At 32.3% G+C, this 23,665-nt stretch carries 24 protein-coding genes and 1 tRNA gene; 14 read left to right on the top strand and 11 right to left on the bottom strand.

Going from position 1 to position 23,665, the window contains the following annotated elements; translation table 11 throughout:
- Positions 1–151: 151 nt before the first annotated feature.
- The 7 genes from FT986_RS01035 (at position 152) to FT986_RS01005 (ending at position 7,933) form a co-directional block, all read left to right on the top strand.
- Positions 152–1,078, top strand: coding sequence for a site-specific integrase (locus FT986_RS01035; RefSeq protein ID WP_147863428.1), 927 nt, complete (start codon positions 152–154; stop codon positions 1,076–1,078).
- A gap of 198 nt (positions 1,079–1,276) precedes the next feature.
- The gene (locus FT986_RS01030) at positions 1,277–1,822 is read left to right on the top strand and encodes a hypothetical protein (RefSeq protein ID WP_147863427.1); all 546 of its coding nucleotides are present in this window, start codon (positions 1,277–1,279) and stop codon (positions 1,820–1,822) included.
- A complete protein-coding gene (locus FT986_RS01025) occupies positions 1,803–2,294 on the top strand; it encodes a helix-turn-helix domain-containing protein (RefSeq protein ID WP_147863426.1) in 492 nt (163 codons plus the stop codon). The genes FT986_RS01030 and FT986_RS01025 overlap by 20 nt, the downstream gene beginning before the upstream one ends.
- Positions 2,294–2,728 (top strand): hypothetical protein, encoded by a 435-nt coding sequence (locus tag FT986_RS01020; RefSeq protein ID WP_147863425.1) that lies wholly within the window; start codon positions 2,294–2,296, stop codon positions 2,726–2,728. The genes FT986_RS01025 and FT986_RS01020 overlap by 1 nt, the downstream gene beginning before the upstream one ends.
- Before the next feature lie 76 nt (positions 2,729–2,804).
- Positions 2,805–5,639 carry a type I restriction endonuclease subunit R gene (locus FT986_RS01015; protein ID WP_147863424.1) on the top strand — a complete coding sequence of 945 codons (2,835 nt, stop codon included), beginning with the start codon at positions 2,805–2,807 and terminating at the stop codon, positions 5,637–5,639.
- A gap of 967 nt (positions 5,640–6,606) precedes the next feature.
- Complete coding sequence (locus FT986_RS01010; protein WP_147863423.1) at positions 6,607–6,960, top strand: transposase family protein; 354 nt, start codon at positions 6,607–6,609, stop codon at positions 6,958–6,960.
- 19 nt (positions 6,961–6,979) lie between these two features.
- A complete protein-coding gene (locus FT986_RS01005) occupies positions 6,980–7,933 on the top strand; it encodes a transposase (protein ID WP_147863422.1) in 954 nt (317 codons plus the stop codon).
- Between the two features lie 108 nt (positions 7,934–8,041).
- Here FT986_RS01005 and FT986_RS01000 read toward each other — a convergent pair.
- Positions 8,042–8,115: transfer RNA gene (locus FT986_RS01000), tRNA-Met, on the bottom strand.
- 127 nt (positions 8,116–8,242) lie between these two features.
- On the opposite strand from FT986_RS01000, the gene FT986_RS00995 reads away from it, so the two are divergent.
- Together FT986_RS00995 and FT986_RS00990 are read left to right on the top strand one after the other, a co-directional pair.
- Complete coding sequence (locus FT986_RS00995; protein WP_111541325.1) at positions 8,243–8,641, top strand: START-like domain-containing protein; 399 nt, start codon at positions 8,243–8,245, stop codon at positions 8,639–8,641.
- A 59-nt stretch (positions 8,642–8,700) separates the two neighbouring features.
- On the top strand, positions 8,701–9,546 hold the full coding sequence (locus FT986_RS00990) for an aminotransferase class IV (RefSeq protein WP_147863421.1): 846 nt from the start codon (positions 8,701–8,703) through the stop codon (positions 9,544–9,546).
- Here the strand turns inward: FT986_RS00990 and FT986_RS00985 are convergent.
- The 5 genes from FT986_RS00985 to FT986_RS00965 form a co-directional block, all read right to left on the bottom strand.
- Positions 9,543–10,103 carry a YqgE/AlgH family protein gene (locus FT986_RS00985; protein ID WP_111541327.1) on the bottom strand — a complete coding sequence of 187 codons (561 nt, stop codon included), beginning with the start codon at positions 10,101–10,103 and terminating at the stop codon, positions 9,543–9,545. The two genes, FT986_RS00990 and FT986_RS00985, sit on opposite strands and share 4 nt — an antisense overlap.
- Before the next feature lie 108 nt (positions 10,104–10,211).
- Complete coding sequence (locus tag FT986_RS00980) at positions 10,212–10,484, bottom strand: HU family DNA-binding protein (protein WP_111541328.1); 273 nt, start codon at positions 10,482–10,484, stop codon at positions 10,212–10,214.
- A gap of 182 nt (positions 10,485–10,666) precedes the next feature.
- Positions 10,667–11,614: a methionyl-tRNA formyltransferase gene (gene fmt, locus FT986_RS00975; protein ID WP_147863420.1), complete on the bottom strand. Its 948-nt coding sequence runs from the start codon at positions 11,612–11,614 to the stop codon at positions 10,667–10,669.
- Complete coding sequence (locus FT986_RS00970; RefSeq protein ID WP_147863419.1) at positions 11,611–13,512, bottom strand: ATP-dependent DNA helicase RecQ; 1,902 nt, start codon at positions 13,510–13,512, stop codon at positions 11,611–11,613. Before FT986_RS00970 ends, fmt begins: the two co-directional genes overlap by 4 nt.
- Before the next feature lie 3 nt (positions 13,513–13,515).
- Positions 13,516–14,061, bottom strand: a complete 546-nt coding sequence (locus FT986_RS00965) for an AAA family ATPase (RefSeq protein WP_147863418.1) — start codon at positions 14,059–14,061, stop codon at positions 13,516–13,518.
- Positions 14,062–14,128: 67 nt separating this feature from the next.
- Between FT986_RS00965 and FT986_RS00960 the strand changes: the two genes are divergently transcribed.
- The 3 genes from FT986_RS00960 (at position 14,129) to murA (ending at position 16,524) form a co-directional block, all read left to right on the top strand.
- On the top strand, positions 14,129–14,422 hold the full coding sequence (locus FT986_RS00960) for a DUF493 family protein (RefSeq protein WP_111541451.1): 294 nt from the start codon (positions 14,129–14,131) through the stop codon (positions 14,420–14,422).
- A gap of 114 nt (positions 14,423–14,536) precedes the next feature.
- On the top strand, positions 14,537–15,199 hold the full coding sequence (locus FT986_RS00955) for a DUF4290 domain-containing protein (RefSeq protein ID WP_147863417.1): 663 nt from the start codon (positions 14,537–14,539) through the stop codon (positions 15,197–15,199).
- 14 nt (positions 15,200–15,213) lie between these two features.
- Positions 15,214–16,524 carry a UDP-N-acetylglucosamine 1-carboxyvinyltransferase gene (gene murA / locus FT986_RS00950; RefSeq protein WP_147863416.1) on the top strand — a complete coding sequence of 437 codons (1,311 nt, stop codon included), beginning with the start codon at positions 15,214–15,216 and terminating at the stop codon, positions 16,522–16,524.
- A 73-nt stretch (positions 16,525–16,597) separates the two neighbouring features.
- Here the strand turns inward: murA and FT986_RS00945 are convergent, their stop codons facing one another.
- Entirely contained in the window at positions 16,598–18,055 is a 1,458-nt protein-coding gene (locus FT986_RS00945; RefSeq protein WP_111541334.1) for a TonB-dependent receptor, read from the bottom strand.
- Positions 18,056–18,154: 99 nt separating this feature from the next.
- Here FT986_RS00945 and FT986_RS00940 point away from each other — a divergent pair, with 99 nt between their 5' ends.
- A complete protein-coding gene (locus tag FT986_RS00940; RefSeq protein WP_147863415.1) occupies positions 18,155–18,916 on the top strand; it encodes an MBL fold metallo-hydrolase in 762 nt (253 codons plus the stop codon).
- Positions 18,916–19,410, top strand: a complete 495-nt coding sequence (locus FT986_RS00935) for a hypothetical protein (protein ID WP_147863414.1) — start codon at positions 18,916–18,918, stop codon at positions 19,408–19,410. Before FT986_RS00940 ends, FT986_RS00935 begins: the two co-directional genes overlap by 1 nt.
- On the opposite strand, the gene FT986_RS00930 is transcribed toward FT986_RS00935, so the two are convergent.
- The 4 genes from FT986_RS00930 to FT986_RS00915 all read right to left on the bottom strand — a co-directional run bounded on the left by FT986_RS00930 (position 19,403) and on the right by FT986_RS00915 (position 23,658).
- A complete protein-coding gene (locus FT986_RS00930) occupies positions 19,403–20,053 on the bottom strand; it encodes an alpha/beta hydrolase (protein ID WP_147863413.1) in 651 nt (216 codons plus the stop codon). The genes FT986_RS00935 and FT986_RS00930 overlap by 8 nt on opposite strands.
- Positions 20,053–20,409 carry a hypothetical protein gene (locus FT986_RS00925; RefSeq protein WP_147863412.1) on the bottom strand — a complete coding sequence of 119 codons (357 nt, stop codon included), beginning with the start codon at positions 20,407–20,409 and terminating at the stop codon, positions 20,053–20,055. Before FT986_RS00925 ends, FT986_RS00930 begins: the two co-directional genes overlap by 1 nt.
- Entirely contained in the window at positions 20,402–21,655 is a 1,254-nt protein-coding gene (locus tag FT986_RS00920; RefSeq protein WP_147863411.1) for a dihydroorotase family protein, read from the bottom strand. The genes FT986_RS00925 and FT986_RS00920 overlap by 8 nt, the downstream gene beginning before the upstream one ends.
- Before the next feature lie 68 nt (positions 21,656–21,723).
- On the bottom strand, positions 21,724–23,658 hold the full coding sequence (locus FT986_RS00915; protein WP_147863410.1) for a BatA domain-containing protein: 1,935 nt from the start codon (positions 23,656–23,658) through the stop codon (positions 21,724–21,726).
- Between the last annotated feature and the right edge of the window lie 7 nt (positions 23,659–23,665).

The raw sequence follows: 23,665 nt of genomic DNA, 5'->3' as shown, positions 1-23,665 counted from the left end.
TTTTTGAATGTTAAAAAGTCAGATAACTTTCTCTTCTTCCATTCTTTGTTAAACTCTGGAAATCTCAAATTGGGGACTTTTCCGAAATCTTTTCCTAAAGGATATTAAAGTCTATATGTTTTAGCTTTGAGATTTTAACGTAAATAGAACTATGAATACACCACAAACAATCTTAGCAGTCACACAACTTTGGCAAGTAGACAAAAAACAATATGTAAAAAGATCTACGATATCGGCTTATTTGCTGTTAATCGAAAATCATTTGCTACCGGCGTTTGGGAATAAAACGGAACTGGAAGAAGCAGAGGTACAGGCTTTTGTTTTTAAAAAACTAGAAGATGGCTTAAGCCATAAAACCATAAAGGACATGCTTATTGTCCTCAAAATGATATTGAAATATGGTGCAAAACATGAATTATTGGAGTATAAAGCATTTGATATTCAATTCCCAACCGAACGGGAACGCCAGCAATTGGAAGTACTGAATAGAGGCGATCAAAAAAAATTGATGAAACACATTCAGGAACATTTCACTTTTAAAAGCTTGGGGGTTTATATTTGTTTAAGCACTGGGCTGCGAATAGGGGAAGTTTGTGCTTTGCAGTGGGAAGATTTAGATGTCGATTTAGGAATGGTAAAAGTCAATAAAACCATACAGCGTATCTATACCATCCAAAAGGGCATTCGACAAACCGAATTGATTATTGATAGTCCTAAAACCAAAAACTCAATTCGAGAGATTCCTATGAGTCGGGATTTATTGAGAATTTTAAAGCCTATCAAAAAAATTGTAAATCCTTCTTTTTTCATATTGACCAATGAAGCAAAACCTACCGAACCCAGAACCTACAGAAATTTCTATAAAAACTTGATGGAGGAGTTAGCAATGCCAAAACTAAAGTTTCACGGCTTACGACATAGTTTTGCTACCCGTTGTATAGAAAGTAATTGTGACTATAAAACGGTAAGCGTATTGCTAGGGCATTCCAATATAAGCACCACGTTGAATTTATATGTACATCCTAATGCAGAGCAAAAGAAAAAAGCAATTAATCAAATGTTTCGTTCGTTGAAATGATAATACTGATACTTCTTGATAAATAGCGACAGATGAGTCTTATTGTTAAAAGACACATCCTGTAATTTACTTGATGTGTCAAAGTATTTGTTTTTTTATATCTTTCTACTTTAGATAGAATTATAAATCATCTATGCTGATCAATAGCTTACTAATTTATTTAAGCTAGTGTTAAATATAAACCTATAAGTTGATATAATGAAGATTGTTAATATATTTGCAGAGAAATTATATTCCTTAGCTTATAAAGAAGCTCATAATGAAGAATATGGTCGTTGTGAATATGATAAATTAATTGAACTTTGGACTGATGTTAGCTATTTGTATAAATTTGCTAAAGAAAATGATGTAAGAAATATAAGGAAATTTGTTAATGATCGACTTAGAGATGCAGAACAAATTGAAGATTTATTAGAGGAACTGGTAGAGGAAAACTTACCATTAGATGCCTACTTTCAACAATTACATAATAATGAAACAGGGTTTAAATTATTATCTCTACGAAAAGGAAAAGCCTCAAAGCAAGATGGATTACGTATGTACGCTATAAAAATAGATGACGATTGTTTTTTAGTGACGGGTGGAGCTATTAAGATGAGTTTATACATGAAAGACCATCGAGATACAAAAGAAGAACTTAGAAAACTGGAAAAAGCAAAAGCATTTCTAAAGGATAATGCCGTAATGGATGCTGACTCTTTCTGTGAATTTAAAAAAGAAATAGATGAAAACGAATACAGATAAATTTAAGGCATTAGTTTCTAAAGAGAAAAGTGATACACTTCAAAGAAACAAAGAACGTATTAAACATAGAGCAAGGCTTAGGGAGTCTCAATATATAGCACTAAAAGTGCTGGAGAAATTAGATCATTTAAAATGGTCTCAAAGAAAATTAGCACAAGAATTGAAGGTTTCTCCGCAACAAGTATCTAAGATCGTTAGCGGTAAAGAAAACTTAACCTTAGAAACTCAAGTTAAACTTCAAGAGGTTTTAGATATCCCTATTTTAGCAAGCTACTATGAAAAGCAAGTGGAACGATTAAAGAGGGTTTTTAAGGAGTCTTTTAGTTTAGAAGAATTGTATAGTTTCAATGATTTATTTAATCAGTCTAATCAAGATACTTTTAAAACAAATATAATGTTTGAAAATAAAATTAGAGCTAATTATTTTGAGGTGAAAGAAATGGAAGAAACGTTTTACCAATACGCATCGTAATGAATAAAAGAATAGGATTTGTTTTACGGGGATTAAAAACGGAGCAATTTGCTACTTTTGAAGAGCATTATAAGGCGAACTCTAAAGCTAAAATAAATTTAGATACGCGTTTAGAATATAACTTTGATAAAGGAAATAGATTAATTGGTACGTTTACAACCTTTACTTTTCAGCAAAACAACAAAGTGTTTTTAAAGTTATCGGTTAGTTGCCATTTTAGCATAGATAGCGAGTCATTTGAAAGTTTTTGTGAAGCTGATATAATAATATTTCCTAAAGGTTTTATGGCACACTTAGCGATGATAACCGTTAGTTCAGGACGTGGAGTATTACATGCGAAAACAGAAGGAACCGTATTTAATAAATTTCTTTTGCCTACCATAGATGTTACACAATTAGTTAAGGAAGATATTAGTTTCGATTTAGAAAGTTAATCAAGTTTAGTAAAACTAAAACTATGTTAACATTCTAAGTAATTTATTTGTATTTTGACGGTCATAATCAATTGTAATGACTACCCAACCCGAACAAGTTTTAGAAAATAACCTCTTATCGCAGTTAGATAGTTTAGGGCATCAGCCTATCCTTATCAAAACAGAAAAAGATTTTTTAGAAAACTTAAAAACTCAATTAGAAAAACATAACAAAACAACCTTTTCTAAAGAGGAGTTCAATAAGATTCTTATTCACCTCAGCAAAGGGAATATTTTTGATAAAGCTAAAACACTTCGGGATAAGTTCGTTTTACATCGGGATAATGGGAAAAAGTCTTATATAGAATTTATCAATCAAGATTTTTGGTGTCAAAATGAATTTCAAGTCACTCACCAAATCACGGTAAATGGAAAACGAGAAAACCGTTATGATGTTACGTTATTAATTAACGGTTTGCCTTTAGTACAAATAGAACTGAAGCGAAGAGGGGTAGAGCTTACAAAAGCATTCAACCAAATACAACGTTATCATCAGGACACTTACGGATATAGCCATGCGCTGTTTCATTATGTTCAAGTCTTTGTAATCTCTAACGGAGTTAACACAAAATATTATGCGAACAATCCTAAAAGTAGTTTTAAACAAACTTTTTATTGGAGTCAAGAAAGTAATAAAAATATAACACAACTTACCGATTTTGCGAATGTGTTTTTGGAACCCTGTCATATTGCTAAGATGATTACCAAATACATTGTGTTACACGAAAGTGATAAGTTGTTAATGATTCTCCGTCCGTATCAATTTTATGCAGTAGAAGCCATAATCAAACGAGTTAAGGATACCAATAAGAACGGTTATATTTGGCACACCACTGGTTCAGGAAAAACATTAACTTCTTTTAAAGCCAGTCAGATCTTAACGCAAAACCCTAAAATTAAGAAAGTGGTTTTTGTGGTAGATCGGCAAGATTTAGACGATCAAACAGTAAAAGAATTTCGTTCTTTCGATAAAGACAGTATAGACGGAACAGAAAACACCAAAATGCTGGTTAATCAATTTTTAGATGATAGTCGCCCGTTAATGATTACTACCATTCAAAAACTGAATACAGCTATAAGTAAATCTCGTTTTAAGTCACAAATCGAAAAGCTGAAAGACGAAAAGATTGTGTTTATTTTTGATGAATGCCATCGCAGTCAGTTTGGTGATACCCATAGACGAATTACTAAATTTTTTACCCATCATCAATTATTTGGATTTACCGGCACACCCATTTTTGTAAAAAATGCACATCAAGAAAATAGTCTAAAGTATACTACAAAAATGCTTTTTGATGAATGTTTGCATCAATACGTCATTACCGATGCGATTAGAGATGAAAATGTATTAAAGTTTTCGATTGAATATTATAATGTTTTTAAGCAGAAAGAAGAAATTGAAGACCTGGATGTCGAGGGAATTGATAAAAAAGAAGTCTATGAAAGTGAAGAATATATTGAAACGGTAACTAATTATATCCTCGCCAATCACAACCGAAAAACACATCACAAGACATTTACAGCAATGTTTTGTGTAAGTAATGTAGAGGTATTGGTGAAATATTTCGATTTATTTAAAAAAAAGCGGGATGCTGGAGAACATAATTTAAGGATAGCTACGATTTTTTCTTACGCTCCCAATGAGGAAGATAAAAATGCCGATGGATTAATAGTAGATGAAGATTTTAGGATAGCAGCCGAACCCCAAACCGCTTATAAAATACCCCATCGAGATAAATTAGATCAGTATATTGAAGATTACAATCAACTCTTTAATACACGGCATTCCAGGAAAGATGGGAATGCATTTCTCAATTATAAGAAAGATATTTCTAAACGGGTACGCAATCGGCAAATTGATATTCTTTTAGTTGTTAATATGTTTTTGACCGGGTTTGATAGTAAAACTTTAAATACGCTATATGTCGATAAAAATTTAAAGTACCACGGACTTATACAAGCCTTTTCCCGAACCAATAGAATACTAAACGAGAAGAAGGCACAAGGAAATATTTTAGCCTTTAGAAACCTTAAAAAAGCAACCGATGAAGCGATTGGTTTATTTTCAGATAAAAATGCCAAAGAAACGATTCTAGTTGCTCCTTATGAAGAGTATGTACTGCAATTTAATGAGGCTTATCAAAAATTAATTGATATAACCCCTAGCGTAGATAGTGTAAATGAGTTAAGAAATGAGGAAGAGGAGTTATTATTCGCAAAGGCTTTTCGTGAGTTAATGCGTGTAAAAAATATCTTATCAACCTTTACCGACTTTAATTTTGAAGATATTTATATGGAAGAGCAGGAGTTTGCTGATTATTCGAGTAAATATCTTGATCTCTATGATAAAATAAAAACCGATACTCAGAAAGAGAATATTTCTATTTTAGATGAGATTGATTTTGAATTAGAGTTGATTCATCGTGATGAGGTAAATGTAACTTACATTCTAAAACTCTTAGCTGAATTGAAAAATGCACCAGTAAAAGATCAGCAAAAGAAAGAAAAAGAAATTATAGATATGGTTGCCGGTGAAACGGAGCTTAGAAGTAAAAAAGAATTGATTCAGAAATTTATCCTAAATAATTTACCAGCTTTAGAAAATGATGATGATGTAGAAGAGGAGTTTAACCGCTTTTGGAAAATAGAAACCAAAAAAGCGATGAGTGAATTAACCCTCAAGGAAAGCTTAGACCACAAAAAGGTGGAAGAGATTATCAACGATTACCTCTTTACGGGTAGAATGGCAACCGAAGATGAGGTGATTGACGCTTTAGAAAAGCAGCCCAGCGTTTTACAACGTGAAAGCATTAGCACCCGAATCACCAATAAAATACAAGATTTCATTTCAACTTTTATTAGTGGGGTTTAGAATTAGTTATATCCATGAAAAACCTCTTTCAAAAACCTTTGGGATGTTGATAGTGCTGAATTTTATTCCAGTTTGGACTTGCACCATCCGAAAGTTTTAAAATCGTGTGTAGGAGTAGGGTTTAACTTTTTCATAAGGTTTTGAAACACCACTAGTGGTTTGTGATTTGGACTTTAGAGACTTTAATGTAGGAGAGGGGTTGGTGCAATTTTCCAAAACCTATACAAGGATCGATACCTTATCTGATCGCTGAAACAAGAAAAAGATTGCAACAAGATAGGTTAGAATTATATACTCCGATATCGCTAAAGATTAATTAATCTTTCGAGACTTTGCTATTCTAAGGCAAGTTATGCAACATTTATCAAATCTAGAAATAAAAAAAGAAAAAGAAGTCGAAAAACTATATGAGTATATATGCATAAGTATATTCTTTTCACCGAACATTCACCCGAGAGGATTTTGAACCCAACAAAAATATTATTTCGAGACAAAGCATTCTACTAAAAAAGCGAAGTGGTGTTAATCTTTTAACAGCTCCTTTTCATTTTATCTTGAAAGAAGAAAAAGAGTTGTTATCTATTCTATCGCCTAATTTTAAAGGAAAGCTAGTAAATATGTTGTAGAAAGTATTTTAATTATTTTTCAACTTTAGCCAGATAAAATTTAATGATTAATAGATTTACTTTCTATATAATGCATCGTTATTGAAGTTTTACAAAACATTTTTTGTATATAATATGAAAAAAAATTAATTGGAAATAAATAGAGCTATCGTGTAAATTTTTCAGTGTATAAAAAATAATTTTATCAAATAAAGTAGAATATGAAAGGTGTAATAATAAAATTTGAATATAATTAGTAATAATTATTTTTAGAATTAAGCTTAAGGTTAAAATGGATCATTCCTAAAAGTTGTGTGTGAATTGAAATAATAGTTTGATTTTTGTTTTCTAAACAGGAAACATTGGACTCATATATTGAACTGCTTAAACTTTTATTACCAGAATTATTAATCACTCATTTTGATCTTAATAGCCACCAGACAGATAAAGATGTTTTACACCTGCATTTTCAAGAGAAGCCTGCTATTCCTAAAGAGTTTTCTTCTAAGCAGGTCATAGCGCACGGATTCCATAAGGAAATAAGCATTCAGGATTTCCCTGTTCGTGGCAAGAAGGTGTTCCTGCATATAAAACGCCGTCGCTGGCTGGACAAACAAAGCAAACAGGTTATTCAGCGCGACTGGAATTTAGTAGCACAGGGAACCCGGATGACCACCGAGTTTGCTGCTTTTTTAAAAGAAATTAGTCAGTACTAAGGCTTCCGACTGCCACACCATTGGTTCTTTTTATGGTGTTAACGGTAAAAAGCTTCAACGCCAGTACAAGGACTACCTAAGTGATTTTAAGCAGTGGGATCAAAAATCCCACGCAAAACAATGGCTCATCTTCCCCCAAAATATCAGTTCAAAACTCTCTATAGATGAAACCGCACTCTCCAAGGGAGAACTTTACACCATCATCACCAATAAAAAAGCTAAGGGAAAAAAGGGTAGTATTGTAGGTATTTTCTCGGGAACCAAGGTAGAGCCCATTATAGAACAACTGCTTAAAATACCCGCTTCAAAACGGGGTCGGGTCAAGGAGATCACCTTGGACATGGCCAATTCCATGAAAACCATTTCCAGGAAATGCTTCCCAAAAGCCATACAGGTTACAGATCGTTTTCATGTACAGAAACTTACCTTCGAAGCCTTGCAGGATATTAGGATCAAGCACCGATGGGATGCCATAGACCTAGAGAATGAACAAATCAAGCAAGCCAGGTTAAAACACAAAAGCTTTAGTCCAGAAATCTTTGCTAATGGGGATACCAGAAAACAATTATTAGCTCGTAGTCGTTACCTGCTCTATAAAGCACCTTCAAATTGGACAGAGAATCAATATCAGCGCAGCAAAATACTCTTTGAACAATATCTAGACATAAAATTAGCCTTTAACCTTGTACAAAGGCTAAGAGATATATTCAACCAAGCAACATCAATACAAGTAGCTTATACGAAACTTGCTCATTGGTACAAAGATGTTGAAGAAACAGGATTCAAAGCATTTAACACCATTGCCAATACGATAACCCTAAACTATAGGTCAATCCTCAATTACTTTATAAATAGAAGTACAAACGCATCAGCAGAATCTTTCAATGCAAAAATAAAAGCTTTTAGAACTCAGTTCAGGGGAGTCAAAAATGTAGAATTCTTCCTGTACAGACTAACCGCAATTTTTGCTTAAACACAACAATTAGGCTTGATCCGTTAAAATCTCTCTTATTCTGTACCTATTCTGTACCCCTTACATGAAAAAAGGTTTTCGATGAACCGAAAACCTTAATTATATTAGTAGCGAGACCGAGATTTGAACTCGGGACCTCCGGGTTATGAATCCGACGCTCTAACCAACTGAGCTACCTCGCCGTTTGCGGGTGCAAATATAATATTATTTACTTATCGAACAAATAAGTTTTCAAAAAATAAAAAATTAATATTTAGCTTTCTATTTAGGAAAGAATATATATATTGCCTTTCAACAAATAATAGGTTTATGAGTACAAAAGTTAAATACGAGATGGAGTTTCCTATACAGGTCTCACCATCGTTATTATATCAATATATATCGACCCCTTCTGGGTTAAGTGAATGGTTTGCAGATAACGTTAACTCTAGAGGGGAAGTCTTTACTTTTATCTGGGAAGGAAGCGAAGAAAAAGCCAAATTATTAAGTAAAAAAAGTGGTGAGCGTATTAAATTAAGATGGCTTGCCGATGAGGAAGAAGGAGAAAGCTATTTCTTTGAAATGCGTATACAGGTAGATGAAATTACTAAAGATGTTTCTTTAATGATTACCGATTATGCTGAAGATGATGAAGATGAAATTAAAGAGGGAAAAATGTTGTGGGATAATATGGTTTCAGATTTAAAACATGTCGTAGGATCGGTTTAAAAAATCATTTTATTTAAAGTATATTTGCCTCAATTTTACACAAAATTGAGGCTTTTTTTATGATTAATTATAACGGAAAAATACTATCGCCAGAAGAGGCAAATTTATCTATAGATAATAGAGGTTACCAGTATGGTGATGCGCTTTTTGAAACTTTACGAGTAATTAATGGTAAAATTATGTTTTGGGAAGACCATTACTTTCGTTTAATGGCTTCTATGCGAATTTTGCGTATGGAGATTCCCATGTCTTTTTCTCCGGAATTCTTAGAAGAAGAAATTCTTAATTGTGTAAAAGAAAATCATTTAGAAAACGACTCTGCACGGGTTAAGATAAACGTTCATCGTCTTCCAGGTGGTTTATATCTTCCGCAGCAGCGAGAGATTGGTTACCTTATTACAGTTAGCTCTTTGCAGTCTCCATTTTACATAGAAAATGAGTCGGCACACGAAGTAGAATTGTTTAAAGATCATTATGTAAATAGTGGATTGCTTTCTTCTCTTAAAAGCAATAATAGGATGATAAATGTCTTAGGAAGTATTTTTGCCGAAGAAAACGGATATGATAATTGTTTACTGCTCAATGAGAAAAAATCTGTAGTAGAAGCGCTTAACGGGAATATCTTTTTAGTGAAAGGAGATGTGATAAAAACGCCGCCTTTGTCTGATGGTTGCCTTAACGGAATTATAAGAAAAAACCTGATATCAATTATTGGTAAACTTGAAGATTGGGATTTAAAAGAAGAAAGCATTTCTCCTTTCGAACTTCAAAAAGCCGATGAAATATTTATAACTAATAGTATTGTAGGTATTCAGTCGATTACAAAATATAGAAAGAAAGAGTATGTTTCCGCGAAAGCGAATAATTTACGAGCAAAACTAAATACGCATGCACGTTTAGGTTAGTTATAACTAGGGTTTTCTGGAGCATTAGACCAAATAAGGTATTCGCCTCCCAATTCTTCCAGTTTCTCTTTCCAGAAATTATTGTAACTCTTTTCTAGAACGTCTTCTTGAGTATATTGATTGATTAAAATCCAAGCTTTAGCTGCTAATTCTTCTTCTAGTTGATTCGTGTCCCAACCAGAATAGCCTAAGAAAAACTTAATTTCTTTTTCGGTAATTAGGTCTTTCTCAATTAACTTTTTTACAGCCTCAAAATTTCCTCCCCAATATATTCCTTCAGCAATCTCTATACTATCTGGAATTAAGCTAGGGACTTTATGTATAAAATATAAATTGTCTTGTTCTACAGGACCTCCATTGTAAACCAGAAAATCTTTCTTTATATCTGGAATAAGTTCACTAAGGTTATGCTCTAAAGCTTTATTTAAAATAAAACCGATAGATCCTTCTTCACTATGATCTGCTAAAAGAATCACAGAACGGTTAAAAGAAATGTCTCCGATAATAGATGGCTCGGCAACCATTAAGATGCCTTTTTTTGGTTTTAGTTCTGTCAAAGTGTAAAGTTATTTACTTAAAAATAATTTAAAATTTTTAGAAGAGCAAAATTTTCAACAAAAAAAAGACCCTATAAAAGGGTCTTTTAATTTATCTATAAAGATTTCTTAGTTTACAGACTTCTGTAAATCTGAACCTGCCTTAAATTTAACTACATTTTTTGCAGCAATTTTAATTGTCTTTCCAGTTTGAGGGTTTCTTCCTTCACGAGCAGCTCTTTTAGAAACTGACCAAGATCCAAATCCTACTAGAGATACTCTGTCTCCTTTTTTCAAAGATCCTTCTACGTTTTCTAAGAAAGATTCTAATGCTTTTTTAGCAGCTGCTTTAGAGATTCCAGCGTCTTCTGCCATAGAATCAATTAAATTTGTTTTGTTCATAATTTTTGTTTTAAACTAATTGTTGGTTAAACATGTATTCGTCACTACAAATTTATACGCTTTTACCTTTCATGCAAGTAATAGCAGGGGAAATGCATTAGATTGTTAATAACTTTGGTTAATTGTTGATAAATCTAGCTTGTTTTTGTGGGAATTTATGCAATCCTAGTCTTTTCAGGGCTTCACAGCATTTTAGCATTTTCCGTAAATTGGTAGCCATTCAACAGGTCTTTTGTTTTCATTTTTCTTTTTCCTGGAAGTTGCAATTCTTCTATTTTGATAAAACCGTCTTTAGTAGCAACGAGAAGCTGTTTTTCTAAAAGAGAAATTTTTCCCAACTCTAAATTGTGTTTTTCTAAGGTATAGCCTGCTTGTTGAATTTTACATCGCAATACTTCTTCTCCATTTTCTAATTGAGTCCAAGCCACAGGATAAGGACTTAAACCTCTTATATGATTGTAAATCTCTTTGGTAGATTTAGTCCAATCTATTTTGGTGTTTTCGTTAACCAATTTATAGGCTGTTTTTAAGTCTGCAGACTCATTTTGCTTTTTTAATTCTACATTTCCACTTTCAATGATTTGTAAGGTCTCTACGACTAAATTCGCTCCTTCGTGCATTAATTTGTCATGAAGAGTTCCTGCATTGTCTTTTTCGTCTATATCTAGCTCTTTACTCAAAATTACCGATCCCGTATCAATCTTTTCATCAATAAAAAAAGTGGTCACTCCAGTAGTAGTTTCACCATTAATGATAGCCCAGTTAATGGGAGCAGCGCCTCTATATTGAGGAAGCAGAGAAGCATGTAAATTAAATGTACCGTGGGTAGGGAAGTTCCAAACCTTTTTAGGAAGCATTCTAAAAGCAACTACAATATTTAGATTTGGCTGTAGCCGATTTAAATCTTCTTGAAAATCATCAGATTTTAAATTGGTGGGTTGTAACACTTCTATATCTTTTTCTTCGGCAAAAAGCTTAACAGCAGATTTTCTTAATTTTTGACCTCTACCAGCTGGTTTATCTGGAGCGGTAACTACACCTACAACAGTATAATTTTCTTGAATAATTTTATCTAAAATGGTTACGGCGAACTCTGGAGTTCCCATAAAAAGAATACGTAAAGGTGTCATTTTTTTAATTTAATAATATTATTACTGCTAATCGAAATTATTTTTTTGTCGAGCATCGCTCTTAAGATGTAAATGGTATCTTCTTCTTTAGCTTTAATTTGCGGAACTATTTCTTTTAAATTACAGTCTTGCTGAGTTAAGATAGCTAGAATTTGCTGGTAAATATCGTTATAAACTCTTTTTGTTTGCTTTTTCTTTCGCTGAAAGCAAACAGAACATTTTCCACATTCCTCTAATTTGCTTTCACCAAAGTAGGCTAATAATTGGATTACTTTACATTGATCATTTGAACTTACAAAAGAGGTTACCGTTTTTATTTTTTCTTCTTTTAAATGATATTGTTGCTTAATATATTTAGAAATAGGGTTTATAGTGATGTCGTCCTCTCTAGGAACCAAAAATACTAAGCTAGTGTCTTGATTAGCGATACTTAAATCAATTATTTTCTCTTTAGCTAAGTGTTCTAGTCTACTTTTAATAATGTCGGGGGAAACCTCAGATTTTTCACTCAGTTTTTCAACTGAAAAACTAGTCTTATGTTCAAAAAAACCACCTTTTAATCTAAAAAGTGTTTTTAAAATTTGTTCATATTGCGGGTTTCTCTCCAAAAAATAAAAAACCTGTTTACTTGAGATTAAAAACTGAAGCGAGGTTTTTTGAGAAAATTCTTTGGTAAGTTTTAAAATACCTACTCGATCTAATAATTCTAAACTGTTAAAAGTAATAGCTGTAGGGAGTTGATAGTTTTTACAAAAATCAATAAAATTAAAATTGTGTTCCGTTTGTTCTCCTTCTCCATAAGCAGTTGAGAAGTAGGAGTTTAATTTTTTATAAACTAATTTAACGCTTTTTATAGTGGGAATATGTTTTAAAAATTGATTTTCGAGTAATAGAAAATCATGGTCGTTATAGAGTAGGAGAGAAGTTGCGCTTTCTCCATTTCTACCTGCTCTTCCTGCTTCTTGAAAAAAGCTTTCTAAACTGTCTGGGAGGTGAAAATGAATTACGTTTTGAACATTTTCTTTATCTATCCCCATTCCAAAAGCTGTCGTAGCGATCATCACCTTAAAATCTTCTTTTAGCCAGTTTTCTAGTAATTGATCTTTCTTAGAGGTTTCTAATCCGCCATGATAAGCATCAGCAGAAATTTGATTTTGTTGTAAGGTTTCTTTTAACTGTAGGGTTGCTTTTCTGTTTCTTACGTAAATAATACTCGGTCCTGTATTCTTTTTTAAAAAGGTAAGAAGTTGATGAGTTTTATCTTCTTCATTTTTTACAAGAAATTGAATATTATTCCGCTTAAAGCTATATTTAAAAACATTTTTAGAATCTATATTCAGTGTCTTTAAAATATCTTTTTGTACTTGTTGAGTAGCGGTTGCTGTTAAAGCAATTATGGGAATGTTGGGATGAATTTCTTGTAAAATACTTACTTTTCGGTAAGAAGGTCTAAAATCATGTCCCCATTCTGATATGCAATGAGCTTCATCTACAGCAATTAGATTTACGTTCATCTTTGCAATTCTTTCTTGCACCAAATCTTGTTGTAGGCGTTCGGGAGAAAGGTAGAGAAACTTATAGTTTCCGTAAATACAATTATCTAATAGCGTGTCAAGATCTTTGTAAGAAGTTCCACTTTTTAGCATCAAAGATTTAATGCCTTTAGAATTAAGGTTTTGTACTTGATCTTGCATTAAAGCGATAAGTGGAGAAATGACAATACAAATCCCTTCTTTTATAAGCGCAGGAACTTGAAAACAAATAGATTTACCACCTCCTGTAGGTAATAAGGCTAAGCAATTATTTCCCGTTAATACGTGATTTATAATTTGTTTTTGTGCAGGTTTAAAGCTAGAAAAACCCCAATAACTCTGTAATATGTCTTCAGGGGTTTGCATTAATTACTCAGTTTTAGAATGTTTTAAAATAAACTCTACACGCTTTTCAACAGAATCTTTAGGGACTTCAATTAGGTTATAACCTAATTGAGTATAGGTGCTAACAAGCTGTTGCTGAATTTTTTTTGCCTCCTCTAAACTTTCATAGCGTTCGTTATCTGAAACATAGATATCATCCCAAATAGGAAGTAAAAAAACCTGATCGTAAGTATATTCTAAGTTAGCTTTTTCAAATTTTGAAGGGTATTTATCCTCCTTATAATCTAAATAAGCGGTAATATCTGGAATTCCTCGATCTATAAAAACATAATTAGCATTAGTAAAATTGGCTTCTTGGTGTTGTTTAATTCTGCCTTCTAAGAGTAATTCGCTAAAACGCAAAGGTTCAGTTAAAAAAAGTTGTTGTGTACCTTCTTCCTGAGCTTTTAATGTAATTTCTCTCGAAATTTCAGGTAAGCAATGGTAACCCATTTGTTCTAAAAGAGTTATGATTGATGATTTTCCTGTTGCAGGACCACCAATAATTAATATTTTTTGAGCCTTAGCCATGAATTCTTTTTTTTGGCAATTTAAAAAAATGAATGAAGTATCTTTGTTTTTAAAAGATATAAAATTTATGAGTTCAAATAAAGAGCGTGATGACTTTTATAAAAAATTAAAAGTTAAATTAGAAGAAACAGCCCAGTGGCCTAGCGAATATTTATATAAATTTATCGTGCCTTCTAGTCCTAAAAAAATAGCCGAAATAGAAAACATTTTTGATAATATGGGAGCTGTTATAACTACAAAAGAATCTTCTAAGGGTACTTATACAAGCGTTTCTATTAACGTTAAAATGAAAAGTCCCGATACGGTTATCGAAAAATATATAGAAGTAGGAGAAAAGGTAGAAGGAGTAATTTCTCTATAAATTTATTTTTTTTCTTAAAAGTATAAGGTAGTAGCTAATTATTTATTATTTTGCAAGCGTTATAAGCTAGATACTACAGCTTCAACAATATTTATACCTATATAATTTTCAATTTTGATATACGATTTAGAATACAACTCAGAAAGGAGTAAACTTTTTATTCCAGAATATGGCAGACATATTCAAAAAATGGTAGAACATGCGATAAGCATAGAAGATGATAAAGAAAGAAACGAAGTAGCTAAATCTATCATTGCTGTGATGGGAAATTTAAACCCACATTTGCGCGATGTGCCAGATTTTCAGCATAAACTATGGGATCAGCTTTTTATTATTAGTGATTTTAAGCTAAATGTAGATTCTCCTTATCCTAAGCCTTCTAGAGAAAAACTTCAAGAAGCACCCTCTCCATTGGCATACCCTCAAAATTATCCTAAATATCGTTTTTATGGAAATAATATCAAGACGATGATCGACGCTGCTTTAAAGTGGGAAGAAGGAGATTTAAAAGAGGCGCTTGTATTTAATATCGCTAATCATATGAAAAAATGTTACCTTAATTGGAACCGAGATACGGTAGACGATAAGGTGATTTTTGATCATTTATTTGAATTAAGTGATGGTAAAATTAATTTGAATAAAAAAGAAGAAGACCTTACTGAAGCCTCAGATCTTATTCGAGGTAGTAACAACAAACGTTACAGTAAATCATCATCAACTTCTACAAAATCTACACATAAAAAAACTCATCGTAACCGTAGCCGTAAGCGCTACTAATTTTTTTATTACCTATGGCTACTTTTCAAATTGAAGGAGGACATTCTCTAAAGGGGGAAATAACTCCGCAAGGAGCGAAGAACGAAACCTTACAAATTCTTTGTGCAGTTCTATTAACTGATGATGAGGTTATCATTGAGAATATCCCAGATATTAGAGATGTAAATAAACTCATTGGTATTTTAGGTAATCTAGGGGTGAAAATCCAAAAATTAGGAAAAGGAAAATATTCTTTTATCAGCGATAAACTTCACTTAGATTATTTAGAAAGTGAGTTGTTTAAAGAAGAAGGAAGTAGCTTAAGAGGTTCGATAATGATTGTAGGGCCTTTATTAGCTAAATATGGTAAAGGGTATATTCCGCGACCTGGAGGAGATAAAATAGGAAGAAGAAGACTAGATACACATTTTGAAGGCTTTATAAAGTTAGGAGCCAAATTTAGATATAATAAAGAAGAACGTTTTTACGGAGTAGAAGCGCCTAAGGGCTTAAAAGGTACCTACATGCTCTTGGAAGAAGCATCAGTCACTGGTACAGCAAATATTTTAATGGCAGCTGTTTTAGCAAAAGGAATAACCACTATTTATAATGCGGCTTGCGAACCTTATTTACAACAGCTGTGTAGAATGTTGGTTTCTATGGGAGCTAAGATAAAAGGTATAGGTTCTAATCTTTTAGAAATTGAAGGAGTAGAAAAATTAAATGGTTGTACCCACAGAATTTTACCTGATATGATCGAAATAGGTTCATGGATAGGTTTAGCTGCTATGACCAAAAGTGAAATTACGATTAAAAATGTAAGCTGGGAGAATTTAGGTCTCATACCTAATACTTTTCGTAAATTAGGAATTACCATAGAGAAGAAAGAGGATGACTTATATGTTCCTGCCCATAAAGATGGATATGAAGTCCAAAGCTTTATTGATGGTTCGATTATGAATATTAGTGATGCTCCTTGGCCTGGTTTTACACCAGATTTATTGAGTATTATGTTAGTAGTGGCCACACAAGCTAGAGGAAGTGTGCTTATACATCAAAAAATGTTTGAAAGCCGACTGTTCTTTGTAGATAAATTAATAGATATGGGAGCTAAGATTATATTGTGTGATCCTCATAGAGCGACTATTATTGGTCATGACTTTAAATCTACTCTAAAGGCAACTACTATGACAAGCCCAGATATTAGAGCTGGAATTTCATTACTAATTGCTGCACTTTCAGCAAAAGGAACTTCAACTATTCATAATATTGAACAGATTGATAGAGGTTACGAAAATATAGATGAAAGATTAAAAGCAATAGGAGCTAAAATTACAAGAATGTAATTTTTAATAAACAAACTTAATAAAAAAACTCCTTATAGTATCTAAGGAGTTTTTTTATTTATATAGGTGCAATTTATTCTATTTTTTCAGTCTCTTTCTTCTGTTGATATCCAAACAGGTGTTGCTCTCTTACAAGGCTTGCCGTATTTTCAGGGAGCATTTCTTCCCAACCCTCTTCATCATTCGCTATCATTTGTAAAGCTTCTCTAGAATAAATATCCATAATAGAAGGATCGTAGTCTTTAATATCAACTACTTTCCCGTTGTATTTAAAGAACTTATAAAGCTCTTTCATTCTAGGGTGAACTTTTAGACTGTCACTATCAGTAATCTGATTTGTCTTTCCGTCTTTCCAAGGGTATAAATAAACCTTTAAGTCTTTAAAGAACAGTTTACCAAAAGCTTCTAAGATTCCTCCGCTAAGGTGACGATAGTATTTTTCATCAAAAATATCAATGAGGTTGTTAACTCCCATCGCTAATCCCATACGTTGTTTAGTATAGCGAGAGAAATATTCTACAACTTTGTAATACTCTTGAAAGTTAGAAATCATTACGGTATGACCTAAGGAACAAAGCAGTTTAGCTCTATCCATAAAGTCTTTTTCATCTATCTCTCCTTCAGATCTTAAATTAGATAAAGTAATTTCAAAAATACAAATGGTATTATCTTCCTTTACTCGTTTTTCATCTAAGAAAAGCTCCATAGAGTTTTTATAGATATCCATATTCACTTTGGTAACAGGCCTAAAACTACCTCGTAAAGCAAGGACATTTTTCTTGTAAAGCACACGTGCAGGTAAGACATTATTACCGTCTGGGGCAAACATGACCGCTTCGGTCATCCCGTTTTTTACAAGTTGTAAACTCATTAATCGGTTATCAACTTCTTTAAAACGTGGTCCAGAAAAGTTAATAGTGTCGATTTCTATTTGGTCTTTATCTATATGATCATAAAGGTACCTCAGTAATTTTTTAGGAGAATCATATTTATAATAGGCCCCGTAAATTAGATTCACTCCAAGAATACCTAAAGTATTTTGCTGTAAACGAGCGTCGTTCTCATGAAATCTAACGTGTAAAATGATTTCGTTATAATCTTCCCCAGGTGTAACTTGATATTTAATACCTACCCAACCATGACCTTTATATTTCTTTGCAAAATCTATGGTAGCCACCGTATTTGCAAAACTAAAAAAGAGCTTATTGGGGTGTTTTTCACGATCAATACGTTCTTCAATAAGTTTCATTTCGTGAGATAACATCCGCTTTAAGCGAGCTTCAGTAACATATCTTTTGTCATCTTCAACTCCATAAATGGCGTCACTAAAGTCTTTATCGTAGGCACTCATGGTTTTGGCAATGGTACCCGAAGCACCACCTGCTCTAAAGAAATTTCGAACCGTTTCTTGACCTGCACCAATTTCCGAAAATGTTCCGTAAATATTTTCGTTTAAATTAATACGAAGTGCTTTGCTGTTGATAGAAGGAATGTTTTCAAATTCCTTGTCGCCCATAATGGTAATTGGCATAGCTATATATAAAGTTTTAATATCATTATTACACTATCAAAGGTAGTGAATTGACATTTAAACAAAAAAATATAACTACTTTTGTGACAAATTTAATGCGTGAAAATTACATTTTTAGGTACTGGAACTTCACAAGGCATTCCTGTTATAGGAAGTGACCATCCTGTTTGTCTAAGTAATAACCCTAAAGACAAGCGTTTGCGGGTATCTGCGATGATAGAATGGGGTGAGAATCGATATATTATTGATTGTGGTCCAGATTTTAGACAGCAAATGTTAGCTCATCAAGTTTCTAAAATCAACGGCATTCTATTTACACACGAACATAACGACCATATTATAGGTTTAGATGATGTTCGTCCGTTTTATTTCCGACAAGGTAAAATTTCTGTGTACGCACATCCAAGAGTAGTTAATGCCCTTAAGAAAAGGTTTGATTATGTGTTCGAGGAGAAAAATAAATATCCTGGTGCTCCCGAAGTAAATGTGATAGAGTTGAATGGAGAACCGTTTAAACTAGATCAATTAGAAGTAACACCGGTAAATGTCTTACACAACAAATTACAGGTTTTTGGATTTAGACTAAAAGATTTTGCTTACATCACCGATGCAAAAACAATTAGTGCTGAGGAGAAAAATAAAATTAAGGGATTAAAAGTTTTGGTGATTAATGCTTTACGGAAGGAGCCTCACCATTCACACCTTAATCTAGAGGAAGCTTTAGCTATTATTGAAGAACTTCAGCCTGAAAAAGCTTACTTAACACATATAAGTCATTTATTAGGTTTTCACGAAGAAGTGGAAGCAGAGTTGCCAGAAAATGTATTTTTGGCTTACGATAATCTTAAAATTGAAATCTGATGAGAGGAAAATTATTTATGTTTTTGTTTTTATTTGCATTATTATACATTGTATTTCAATTTGCAAATTCAAAAAAAGGTTTAGAAAGACAAGAAGCGCAAATTGAGCAACTTTCTCAAGAAAACGAACAGCTAGAACAAGAAAAAGATTCGCTAGTCAATTTAATAGGAGCTAATAGCAAGTTTTCTTTATTAAATAGTGATAAGGCAAAAATGTATATTGAAGATAGAGATTTTCAAGTGGAAGAGTTTAATGGCTTAATTCAGTCTCAAATTTTAGATCAAAACAGTATAGATAGCGATAATCCATTAGTACCTTATCAAGGAATGGAAGGAAATATGGCTGTTAATGCTATAAAACTTCTTAACCATAAATGGGGGATTGCAGAGTTTACCGATGGTAAATACTGGGGAGAGCTTATCTTCAAATATTTTATCAATGAAGATAAAACAATAGATATAGAGGTCGCCGATTCTTTTTTATATGCTAACTAGTTAACCATTCTTTAAACTCTCTAAAGTTATCAGGATTTACACCGTGACCAACTGGAAATTCAGAGTATTGATTGTTAATTCCTAATTCGTCTAAGAAGGGTTTATTTTTTCTAGCCCATTCTACAGGAATCACTTGATCTACATTTCCGTGAGAAGCATAAATTTTTAGGTTAGAGAAATCATTATCTTCATAACCAGACTTATAAATTGAAGAGTGAATATATCCGCTTAAAGCGACTACTTTATTCACTTTTTCTGGATAAGAAAGTGCTACAGCATAACTTAAAATAGCACCTTGACTAAAGCCAAGTAGAGTAACATTATCCGCATCAGCGTGGTATTCTGTTACAATTTCGTCTATAAATGTAGAAATCAATTCACGAGATGCAATAGCTTGTTCATCATTGGTAAATTTACCTCCTTGAGCATCAAAATTAATATCATACCAAGCATTTCCGTAAGGAAGCATTTGTTGTGGCGCTTTCGCAGAAACAATTAAGTAATCCTTAGAAAGCTCTGATGCAAATGAAAACAAATCATTTTCATCGCTACCATAACCATGTAACATTAGTATTAATGGTGCTTTTCCTTCTAATTGAGAAGGTCTTAAAACATGTTGTAGGGATAGATTTTTTGTGATCATTAGGCGATTTTGTTAAACCATTTTTGAAAATAAACACCAATAAATGGGAGTAAGTTTTTTTTGCCTTGTAGGGCTCCAATAAAACTATATCCCCATAGAATAAAGTTAAAGAGTAAAAAAGAAGAGAAAATGCTAAGGAATACAAACTCACTTTCTACATCATTAAAACCATTTGCAATAGCCATGGTAAAGAAATATATAATATGTATACCCAAAGCTTGTTTAATATGAAAACTAGCAAATTTATTTTTTGCTTCATTATTCATAAACATGGCAATAATGCAACCTATTATAGTTAAATAAGCTACAATAGCTTTCGATTTTCCTGTTTCTATTTTAGAAGTGGTGTTACTCATTAATGATAAGATTTTTTTCTGCGTAAACTCCCAAAACTTTCCCAGACAAAGTATAGTCTAAAAACATAGAATTTTTGGAGGAAGAATATATATGTTGATGTGTAAAGGTGTAATCACCTTCTGGATTGAAAAACGTAAAATTAGCAACTTCTCCTTCTTTAATTTGAAATGAAGGAATATGAAAACGATTTTTATTTTTGGTGAATACCTCAATAGTTTTTTCTAGGCCAAGTAAATTATTAAGTGTACCAAAAGCCGACTCTAAACCAATAGTACCAAATAAGGCGCTTTCAAACTCCACCTTTTTATTTTCAATGTCAATAGGAGTGTGATCTGTTGTCACCATATCTATAACTCCATCTTTAACACCTTTAATTAATGCTTTTTGATCTTCTTTAGACCTTAACGGAGGCATCACTTTAAAATGACTATTAAAAGTATCTAACTTGTCATTATTAAAAATAAGTTGATGAACAGCCACACTACAAGTTACATCTAAACCTTTCTTCTTAGCTTCTTTTATAAGCTGTACAGATTTTTTACTAGAAATGGTTGGAATATGCAATTTACCTCCAGTATATTCTAAAATATGTAAATCTCTACTTATCTGTAATTCTTCTGCAAAAGAAGGAATTCCTTTAAGTCCTAAAATAGTACTTTGTTTGTTTTCGTGAACGTAACCTTTATGTGCAATGGATTTGTCTAATGGAAATGATTGAACCAAACCACCAAAATTCTGTACATATTGTAAAGCAATTTTAAGCAAGTTAGGATTGCTCACAGCCTTCTTGTAATCATAAAAGGAAACCGCTCCTGCATTTTGCATATCATATACCTCTGCAAGATCATTGCCTTCACTATTTTTGGTTAGCGCAGCAATAGGATAAACACTTACAGCTTGTTTATTATTTTCTTTTTGTAAAAAATTAATAGCAGAAGCGTGATCGGCAATAGGATTGATGTTAGAGTTTAAACCAATTTGAGTAAAACCACTTTTAGCAGCAGTTTGTAAGCCGTTTTCTAAGGTTTCTCTTTCTTCATATCCTGGTTCTCCAAAAGATACACTACTATCAAACCAACCCTCAGAAAGATGTAGGTTTTCAAACTCTATGGTTTGATCCACCTTTTCCTCAATTTTAGATTTAATTGAAGATATAATTCCGTTTTCAATAAGTAAATCTACTGTTTGTTGATGAAATTCACTGGAGGGCTGTATTATTTTAGCCGACTTAATAAGTAGTTTCATAAGTTATCCTTATTGTATGATTAACTAGCAAAAATGAAATGAGAACTACTCTAACTTTAAAATTTAATCTATTTTAAAAATTTAAGTAGCAACATTTCTATCGCTAAAAATACTAGCGCAAAAATAACAAACCATTTCCAAAGTTCATCAACTTCGCTTTGGTTTCTTAGGGTAGAAAAATAATTCTTTAAACTATCTTTTATCTCTATATTTTCAAATTGGTTTAGGAATAAACCAGTCAAATTACTTTCTTCGCGGTTGTAGTTAAAACCTAATGTTGTAATAAGTTCATTTTGCTTTTTCACCTCAAAATTACCTGCTACAATAGGCAAATCTTGGGCGGTTGTAATTTTTACTTGTTCACTTAATTTCCGCTGCAGCGGAATCAAATCTATTTCATTTTTAACAAGATGTAATACTTCATCTTCATTTAATGGTGTAGAAATATCAATCTCATTAATGTCTCCCACGTTGTAATATAATTGTGGTAAAGAAACACTTTGTAGAGCCATATTGTAAAATACAGGAACAATAAGCGGAGAGTTTTTAAAGTTGGTAGACTTTTCGCTTAAAGCGGATTTAAATAAATAAAAGTGATCTTTCTCGGTTAAAAATCCCGTTTGGTCATTGGTTAGAAGAGCCGGAGATCCATAATCATCTATTTGATAACTTTGATAAACACTAGGATAATCAAAATTTGAAATTTGTTTGCGAAATACATTTTTAAAAAGCGGATGAGAAAACCTAATTTGAGTTACTTTTAATTCCTCCGTTTTTTTATCTACGATTTTACCTCTATTTGAACTGACTAAAAATGAATTATAATTCTCATAATCAATTTCCTCGTGAGGAATAACCACAATATTTTTTTCCTTTTTTGTTTTTTCGCGCAGCAAGGTCTGGAGACTTACAGGAATTTGTTTTAGTTCATTTACCACAATAAAATCTGCACTTTCTAAAACCGAATAATCTGCTTCATTTTCTTTGAATGCGTGAAATTCAAAAGCTTCTTTGTTGGCGAATATGTTTCGTAGAAAAGTATCATCATTTGCAGATATTGAAGCCACTTTAATTTTTGGAGAGGTAGTGATTCCAAAAAATAACTCATTATCATAAGCGAGTGAATTGTCTTCTATAACGAGTTTTCCGTAAAGTATTTTTTCTTCATTGAGATTAAAAACGACATTTTTAGACAAACTATCTTTAAAACTTATACTGCTTTTGGCTAATAATTGCTCTTGGTTGTATAAAGCGATAGGAAAAACATCTTCGGTATTTTGATTGGATGAAACTCGAATATGCAATTGGTAATCTTTGTCAATTTTATTGTCGATGTAAGCAGAATCTATACTTAAATTTTGCTGTTCTTTCGCTTGAAGCGGAATTAAATAATTTTTATAATTCTCATTGAAAAAATTATCAGAATCTATTGAATTACCTTGAAAATCTGAAATAGCCAAAAATGCCTTAGAGTTGTTTATTTGAGTATCAAAAAGGTTTTGAGCTTTTAAATAAGACGATTTTAAGCTTGGGTTTTTGGCGGTAAAATTAATCTCTAATAACTGATTTTTAATTTTATCGATGGTTGTATTTCGATAAACTTGATCGTTGGTAAAAAGGGTAAATTCTTTATTAGACGGGATCGTAGTGATTAAATTTTGAACCGCCTCATTTAAAAGATTAGTATTATCGCCTTCTTGTTGCATGCTAAAAGAGTTATCTAGATAAATAACTAAACTTTCATCTTTTAAACTACTATCTGCTGCAGGAAAATAGGGCTGGGCAAAAGCAAGAATAATAGCGGCTAAAGCAAATAACCTAGATAAGAGAACTAGCCATTTTTTTACTTTAGAGCTTTTTCTCGACTGTTGTTGTATTTTTTTGAGAAAGGCAACATTGGTAAAATATTCTTTTTTAAATCTCCTTAACTGAAAAAGGTGAACTATTATAGGAATAATCAATAAACATAAAGCATATAAAACTGAGGGGTTTTTAAATAGCATATAGGAG

This window comes from Mesonia sp. K4-1, assembly GCF_008017825.1.
GTDB lineage: Bacteria > Bacteroidota > Bacteroidia > Flavobacteriales > Flavobacteriaceae > Mesonia.
This window is presented reverse-complemented; position numbering and strand designations above follow the sequence as displayed.

Coding starts and splice junctions, on each gene's coding strand:
- FT986_RS01035 (WP_147863428.1), top strand. CDS start 152: ATGAATACACCACAAACAATCTTAGCAGTCACACAACTTTGGCAAGTA.
- FT986_RS01030 (WP_147863427.1), top strand. CDS start 1,277: ATGAAGATTGTTAATATATTTGCAGAGAAATTATATTCCTTAGCTTAT.
- FT986_RS01025 (WP_147863426.1), top strand. CDS start 1,803: ATGAAAACGAATACAGATAAATTTAAGGCATTAGTTTCTAAAGAGAAA.
- FT986_RS01020 (WP_147863425.1), top strand. CDS start 2,294: ATGAATAAAAGAATAGGATTTGTTTTACGGGGATTAAAAACGGAGCAA.
- FT986_RS01015 (WP_147863424.1), top strand. CDS start 2,805: ATGACTACCCAACCCGAACAAGTTTTAGAAAATAACCTCTTATCGCAG.
- FT986_RS00995 (WP_111541325.1), top strand. CDS start 8,243: ATGAGTACAAAAGTTAAATACGAGATGGAGTTTCCTATACAGGTCTCA.
- FT986_RS00990 (WP_147863421.1), top strand. CDS start 8,701: ATGATTAATTATAACGGAAAAATACTATCGCCAGAAGAGGCAAATTTA.
- FT986_RS00980 (WP_111541328.1), bottom strand. CDS start 10,484: ATGAACAAAACAAATTTAATTGATTCTATGGCAGAAGACGCTGGAATC.
- fmt (WP_147863420.1), bottom strand. CDS start 11,614: ATGACACCTTTACGTATTCTTTTTATGGGAACTCCAGAGTTCGCCGTA.
- FT986_RS00970 (WP_147863419.1), bottom strand. CDS start 13,512: ATGCAAACCCCTGAAGACATATTACAGAGTTATTGGGGTTTTTCTAGC.
- FT986_RS00965 (WP_147863418.1), bottom strand. CDS start 14,061: ATGGCTAAGGCTCAAAAAATATTAATTATTGGTGGTCCTGCAACAGGA.
- FT986_RS00960 (WP_111541451.1), top strand. CDS start 14,129: ATGAGTTCAAATAAAGAGCGTGATGACTTTTATAAAAAATTAAAAGTT.
- murA (WP_147863416.1), top strand. CDS start 15,214: ATGGCTACTTTTCAAATTGAAGGAGGACATTCTCTAAAGGGGGAAATA.
- FT986_RS00945 (WP_111541334.1), bottom strand. CDS start 18,055: ATGCCAATTACCATTATGGGCGACAAGGAATTTGAAAACATTCCTTCT.
- FT986_RS00935 (WP_147863414.1), top strand. CDS start 18,916: ATGAGAGGAAAATTATTTATGTTTTTGTTTTTATTTGCATTATTATAC.
- FT986_RS00930 (WP_147863413.1), bottom strand. CDS start 20,053: ATGATCACAAAAAATCTATCCCTACAACATGTTTTAAGACCTTCTCAA.
- FT986_RS00925 (WP_147863412.1), bottom strand. CDS start 20,409: ATGAGTAACACCACTTCTAAAATAGAAACAGGAAAATCGAAAGCTATT.
- FT986_RS00920 (WP_147863411.1), bottom strand. CDS start 21,655: ATGAAACTACTTATTAAGTCGGCTAAAATAATACAGCCCTCCAGTGAA.
- FT986_RS00915 (WP_147863410.1), bottom strand. CDS start 23,658: ATGCTATTTAAAAACCCCTCAGTTTTATATGCTTTATGTTTATTGATT.